General features: G+C 38.0%; 7 protein-coding genes, 2 tRNA genes and 1 rRNA gene. 5 read left to right on the top strand and 5 right to left on the bottom strand.

Going from position 1 to position 5,019, the window contains the following annotated elements:
* Positions 1–428: 428 nt before the first annotated feature.
* The 5 genes from rplJ (at position 429) to nudF (ending at position 3,244) form a co-directional block, all read left to right on the top strand.
* Positions 429–920 carry a 50S ribosomal protein L10 gene (rplJ, locus tag B0183_RS11695; protein ID WP_005714465.1) on the top strand — a complete coding sequence of 164 codons (492 nt, stop codon included), beginning with the start codon at positions 429–431 and terminating at the stop codon, positions 918–920.
* Positions 921–977: 57 nt separating this feature from the next.
* Positions 978–1,346 (top strand): 50S ribosomal protein L7/L12, encoded by a 369-nt coding sequence (gene rplL / locus B0183_RS11690; protein WP_021116290.1) that lies wholly within the window; start codon positions 978–980, stop codon positions 1,344–1,346.
* Positions 1,347–1,428: 82 nt separating this feature from the next.
* Positions 1,429–2,169, top strand: coding sequence for a 4'-phosphopantetheinyl transferase family protein (locus B0183_RS11685; protein ID WP_412459331.1), 741 nt, complete (start codon positions 1,429–1,431; stop codon positions 2,167–2,169).
* 7 nt (positions 2,170–2,176) lie between these two features.
* On the top strand, positions 2,177–2,596 hold the full coding sequence (gene psiE, locus B0183_RS11680; RefSeq protein WP_021111345.1) for a phosphate-starvation-inducible protein PsiE: 420 nt from the start codon (positions 2,177–2,179) through the stop codon (positions 2,594–2,596).
* 9 nt (positions 2,597–2,605) lie between these two features.
* Positions 2,606–3,244: an ADP-ribose diphosphatase gene (gene nudF, locus B0183_RS11675; RefSeq protein WP_021119266.1), complete on the top strand. Its 639-nt coding sequence runs from the start codon at positions 2,606–2,608 to the stop codon at positions 3,242–3,244.
* 78 nt (positions 3,245–3,322) lie between these two features.
* On the opposite strand, the gene B0183_RS11670 is transcribed toward nudF, so the two are convergent.
* From B0183_RS11670 to rrf, 5 genes are all read right to left on the bottom strand, one after another.
* Complete coding sequence (locus tag B0183_RS11670) at positions 3,323–3,616, bottom strand: DUF5389 family protein (RefSeq protein ID WP_021114301.1); 294 nt, start codon at positions 3,614–3,616, stop codon at positions 3,323–3,325.
* A gap of 1 nt (position 3,617) precedes the next feature.
* Positions 3,618–4,511 (bottom strand): site-specific tyrosine recombinase XerD, encoded by an 894-nt coding sequence (xerD, locus tag B0183_RS11665; RefSeq protein WP_021116286.1) that lies wholly within the window; start codon positions 4,509–4,511, stop codon positions 3,618–3,620.
* A 112-nt stretch (positions 4,512–4,623) separates the two neighbouring features.
* Positions 4,624–4,699, bottom strand: a tRNA-Trp gene (locus tag B0183_RS11660).
* 53 nt (positions 4,700–4,752) lie between these two features.
* A tRNA-Asp gene (locus B0183_RS11655) sits at positions 4,753–4,829 on the bottom strand.
* Positions 4,830–4,840: 11 nt separating this feature from the next.
* Positions 4,841–4,956: ribosomal RNA gene (gene rrf / locus B0183_RS11650) — 5S ribosomal RNA — on the bottom strand.
* Positions 4,957–5,019: the final 63 nt, after the last annotated feature.

The following is a 5,019-nucleotide window of genomic DNA, read 5'->3' as shown; positions in this document are numbered from 1 at the left end:
ACACCCGAAAAAGCAGAGTATAAAAGGGAAATTGACCGCTGCCGGTTGGTCAGATGAATTTCGAGATGAGCTGTTGCTCGGCGTGTAGGTTGAAAAATGGACAACATATGTGGTTGCCCTGAGCAGATACCAGATATTCGCCTGAATTTTTAGTTTACAGCCTAAAAATTTAAGGGTAAAATTGCAAAATTGCTACTCCATATGGATAGTAAATGATGGTGCTGAGCCTTATCTCAAGCCCCGTCCAAGACCGTAGGTGAACCTGTGTGAACAGTTTCTTAATGAAAACAACCTACGTAGATGGTGAACAGACAGAATTATCTGCTTCTGTACACCTTAGCCTCAAAAACGTCGCTCAAGCGGTTACTTTTTGAGATTTTTTGTAAATTCCACAGTATTTATGTGGAGTGTATCAGGAGCTAAAACCAATGGCATTAAATCTTCAAGACAAACAAGCAATTGTTGCTGAAGTAAACGAAGCTGCCAAAGGTGCCCTTTCTGCTGTTGTTGCGGATTCTCGTGGCGTAACAGTAGAGAAAATGACTGAGTTACGTAAAGCAGCTCGTGAAGCAGGCGTTTCAATGCGTGTTGTTCGTAATACTTTATTACGTCGTGCGGTTGAAGGTACTGAATTTGAGTGCTTAAAAGATACGTTTACTGGTCCAACTCTTATTGCATTCTCTAACGAACACCCAGGTGCAGCAGCACGTTTGTTCAAAGATTTTGCAAAAGCAAACAAAGAGTTTGAAGTTAAAGGTGCAGCCTTTGAAGGTAAAATCCAAGATGTTGAATTCTTGGCAACATTACCAACTTACGAAGAAGCAATTGCACGTTTAATGGGCACAATGAAAGAAGCTGCGGCAGGCAAACTTGTTCGCACTCTTGCGGCATTACGCGACAAATTACAAGAAGCGGCATAATTTTTACTCGCCGTATTCTCAACTCGTTTAACTTATTTACTTTAGGAATTGATTGTTATGTCATTAACTAACGAACAAATCATTGAAGCGATTGCTTCTAAATCAGTATCAGAAATCGTTGAATTAATCACAGCGATGGAAGAAAAATTTGGTGTATCAGCAGCAGCGGCAGCAGTAGCAGTAGCAGCAGGCCCAGCAGAAGCAGCTGAAGAGAAAACTGAATTCGATGTTATCCTTGCAGATGCAGGTGCTAACAAGGTAGCAGTAATCAAAGCAGTACGTGGTGCAACAGGCTTAGGCTTGAAAGAAGCTAAAGACTTAGTTGAATCTGCTCCAGCAACATTAAAAGAAGGCATCTCTAAAGGTGAAGCTGAAGCACTTAAGAAAGAATTAGAAGAAGCTGGTGCGAAAGTAGAAATCAAATAATTTTTGATTTAGCTTTTAAATTGCTAATTTAATACTCAATAAAACCCGATAACAAATATCGTTATCGGGTTTTTCTTCTATAATGACAGCTATGAATACTATTGAAATTGCTTTTGCTCCAAATGATGAATTTATCCCTTCAGATTTTTTAAATTATTTGGGGAATATAAACAAATCTCTTGATAAGCTGTCAGCTTATCAAATAAAAAAATGGAAAAGTCGCCGTATGGCTTATTTCCTGTTACATCAATTATTTGAAAAATATCATTTAGATAAAAGTTTATTAACTAATATCGTTAAAACAGAAAGTGGACGCCCTTATATTGAACATAGCGAGATTGATTTTAATATTAGCCATTCGGGCGATTGGGTTGCGATTATTTTCTCTTATCAATCCCCGAAAAAAGTGGTGGGTATTGATATTGAACACCCACAAAAAATACGTCGTTTTAACGATTTATTACATTATTATGCTAGTGAGCAAGAAATAGCTGAAATAAATAATCATCATCTATTATCGGAACTCTCTTCCCTTGAAAGCCGTTTTTACTTAAGTTGGTGTTTGCGAGAAGCGGTGCTTAAATCACAGGGTGCTGGAATTATAAAACTGTCGGAAGTAATCCACTCATTAAGTAAACAGCAGATCACAACCGCCTATAGCCCAACAGGGAAACTCTGCTTTTATCATCAACTTCCATTTTATTTGGCTTATTTTTTTGACCATACTCAGACTATGTTATCATTACCAAAACTGAGCCAATGGAAGAATGGGAAATATATTTCATTTGATTATCTTAACCCAATTATCTATCAAGTAAATTAAGGATAGTATGAATAAATTTAATTTAGAAGAACAACATTCTCGTTTCGGAAGATTTATTTCTGAGAGTTTTCAATGGATATTAAATCTTTCACTCTTAGTGATAGGACTAATTCTGGCTTACTCTCTTTTCTATGAAGCATATTCATTAATTGAATTATTTTTTAGCCATAGTGATAAATTTCAAATTGTAGAAAAAATTGTGATTTTCTTCTTATATTTTGAATTTCTAGCTCTCATTGTTCAATATTTTAAATATAACTACCATTTTCCATTACGCTATTTTTTATATATCGGCATTACCGCAATGGTACGTTTAATTATCGTAGATCACTCTAATGCAATGCACACATTATTATTTGCATTAGCTATTTTAGTGATGATCGTTGCTTTATATATTGTTCATTCAAAACGCTTACATAAAAGCTAAGGAATTTTTATGACACAAATTCAGCAATTTCAGCAAAAAGATTTAGAGATCTTAAAAGAAGAAGTGGTTTATCAAGGCCATTTCACAATGAAAAAAATGTATTTCCGCCACAAGCTATTTAATGGTGGAATGAGCGGTGAAATTGTGCGTGAATTAATGATTAAAGGCTCAGCAGCCGCATTAATTGCCTATGATCCTGTCAAAGACGCCGTAGTGTTAGTCGAACAAGTCCGCATTGGTGCTTACGATCCAACCAGCAACCAATCCCCTTGGTTAGTGGAACTGATTGCAGGAATGGTAGATGACGGGGAAACGCCAGAAGATGTTGCTATCCGTGAAAGTTACGAAGAAGCAGGTTTAATCGTCAGCAATGTGGAACACGCCTTAAGCATTTGGGACAGCCCAGGCGGTGCAGTTGAGCGTTTACATCTCTTTTTAGGCTTAGTTGATAGCACCCAAGTCGGCGGTGTTTACGGCTTGGAAGAAGAAGGCGAAGATATTCTTGTCCACGTTGTGAGCCGTGAGCAAGCATATCAATGGGTTGTTGAAGGAAAAATTGATAATGTGATTGCCGTTGTTGGATTACAGTGGTTGCAGTTGAATTATCAAAGGTATAAAGAGCCACATAGCCTTTCAGTACAACTGTAATTTGATTTCTAACCGTATGGATACAATAAATATTCAAAGGGTATAGTAGACAAAGTGGCTGCTAATGAATATTTTTCATTAAAGGGTGCGGATAATATAGTAAATTAGGTCGTAGAAAGAGATATAGCCCATCAATAATCCTATCTTTGCTACTAGCGGTTGCTTTTGATGTAATTTATGCAGCAAGCCAGCAATAGCCAATAAAATGAAAGGATAAATCCAAAATGCGGTAGAAAACCAATCAATTTGACTTGGGCTGAGATTAGGATTTTCGCTTAATGCAGGTGATACAAGCAATGCTAATGGCCATAATGAACTGGGTAAACAAAAAAATGCCAATGCCCAACTAAATTTTGAAAAACCTTGTTGCATATTATCCTCTTGGGTGAAATTGTTGATGCAGTGATTTTAAACGAGCTTTCGCTACTTGGGTATAAATTTGTGTCGTAGACAGATCACTATGTCCAAGTAACATCTGCACAACCCGTAAATCTGCACCGTGATTAACTAAATGTGTTGCAAACGCGTGGCGTAAAACGTGCGGAGAAAGTTTATTGCTATCAATACCTGCCAACAACGCATAATGCTTAATTCGATGCCAGAAAGTTTGACGAGTCATTTGATTGCCTAAACGGCTAGGAAAAACCACATCTGACTGTATACCGTTAAGCAGTGAACTTCGCCCATAATCAAAAAACTGTTGAACCCAATAACTCGCTTCTTCCCCTAAAGGGACTAAACGCTCTTTATCACCTTTACCAATGATACGAACTAACCCTTGGCGCAGGCTTAGGTTATCCAGTGTTAGAGAAACAAGCTCTGTTACGCGTAAACCTGTGGCATAAAGTAGTTCTAACATTGCTTTATCACGCAATTCTAAAGGATCCTGAGTATTTGGAATATTCAGTAAATCTAATACCTGCTCTTCACTCAATGATTTAGGTAAATGGGCTGGTTTACGCGGAGATGTAAGTGTTGCTGTTGGATCATCATCTCGATACTTTTCCAAATAAAGGAAACGAAAAAACTTGCGCAAACAGCTCAACATACGAGATGAACTCGTTGCTTTATAGCCTTTCTCCAGTCTTTCGCCCAAAAAGGTTTGTAGATCAACATAGTCTACTTTTAAAAATGCATTGGGTTCAGAAAGCCATTGGGTAAAACTTTCTAAATCTAGTCTATAAGAGGCTACAGTATTTTCTGATAATCCCTGCTCTTGCCATAGAGTATCAAGAAATTGTTCAATAATAGGATCAAGTGGTTTCATAATAACGATAAAATTATCGTAAAAATCTGCAAAATTCTAACATAAAAATACCTTGGAAGGTCGACCGAAATGAAAAAACCGATTAGCAAAACTAATCGGTTTATTTGAAACATGGCAGGGGCGGAGAGGCTCGAACTCCCAACACCCGGTTTTGGAGACCGGTGCTCTACCAATTGAACTACACCCCTATATAATTATTTACATATAGTTAAAGCGAGTAATTTACTCGCTTATAAATAAGTGGCGGAACGGACGGGACTCGAACCCGCGACCCCCTGCGTGACAGGCAGGTATTCTAACCAGCTGAACTACCGCTCCGCAAATTGGGTACTTGGCAATGCCCTACTCTCACATGGGGAAGCCCCACACTACCATCGGCGTAACTGCGTTTCACTTCTGAGTTCGGTATGGAGTCAGGTGGGACCACAGCACTATGGTTGCCAAGAAATTCTTTTATTAAGTTAGTTCACTAATTTAATGAACTAAGTTAATAAAACCCCGACGATGC

The sequence above is a fragment of the Glaesserella parasuis genome, from assembly GCF_002015085.1.
GTDB lineage: Bacteria > Pseudomonadota > Gammaproteobacteria > Enterobacterales > Pasteurellaceae > Glaesserella > Glaesserella parasuis.
This window is presented reverse-complemented; position numbering and strand designations above follow the sequence as displayed.